Annotated in this window: 1 protein-coding gene; it reads right to left on the bottom strand. The window is 68.0% G+C overall.

Annotation, left to right across the window (positions count from 1 at the left end; all coding sequences use genetic code 11):
- A partial coding sequence (locus tag K8625_RS43610; protein WP_223786122.1) for a hypothetical protein occupies positions 1 to 715 on the bottom strand: 715 nt, incomplete at both ends.

Raw genomic sequence — 715 nt, 5'->3', positions numbered from 1 at the left:
GACACCTTCGAGCGGCGCCACGCCAACTGCCCGTCGTCCAGGGCGTAGCCATGCACCTGCTGGCACAGCTCCGCGTACCGCACCTCCTCCGAGGTGCGCTCGAAGCCCGCGGGCACCGCCAGGCGGTACTCGTCCTGCCAGAACCAGGGGATGAAGATGAGCTCGTACTCGTTCTCCCCCTTCTGCGCCGCGAGGCACAGCCGGTAGAAGAGTCCCTGCGGCCCGTCGCTGGTGGACTCGAGGATGATTTCCGTCCCCGGCACGTTGCCCACGGCCTCCAGCACGCCACGCATGTGGCCGGAGGCGTTGGGCCAGAAGGCGACTTCCGAGCCGTGGAAGTACTGCAGCGTCGAGGAGCGCCCCGTCCCCTTGCTGCCCGCGGTGCCCACCTTGTACCCGGAGGCCAGCTTGTCGAAGAGCAGCTCCTTCGCGTTGGACGCGCTGGTGGACGGCTTCACGGGCGCCGGGCAGTGCTCGTGGTACGTCTTCGCCATCTTGAAGAGGTTGGCGGTGGCCGGGTCCTCGTGCGTGAGGATGTAGGCGCTCACCCCTTTCCGGTGCGACACCCTCCAGTAGAAGCGCGCCTCCACGTACGTGCTGCACCCCTGCTGGCGCCCCTTGAGGATGATGGCGCGCACCCTCCCCGTCTTCCGGAGCTGCGCCTCCAGCCTCTCGTGCAGGTACAGCTGGGCCTTGTTCAGCTTCAGCCGCGGCA

This window comes from Myxococcus sp. AS-1-15, assembly GCF_020037055.1.
GTDB classification, from domain to species: domain Bacteria; phylum Myxococcota; class Myxococcia; order Myxococcales; family Myxococcaceae; genus Myxococcus; species Myxococcus fulvus.
Note: the sequence above shows the minus strand (reverse complement) of the source record. Positions and strands in the feature narration are given on the sequence as shown.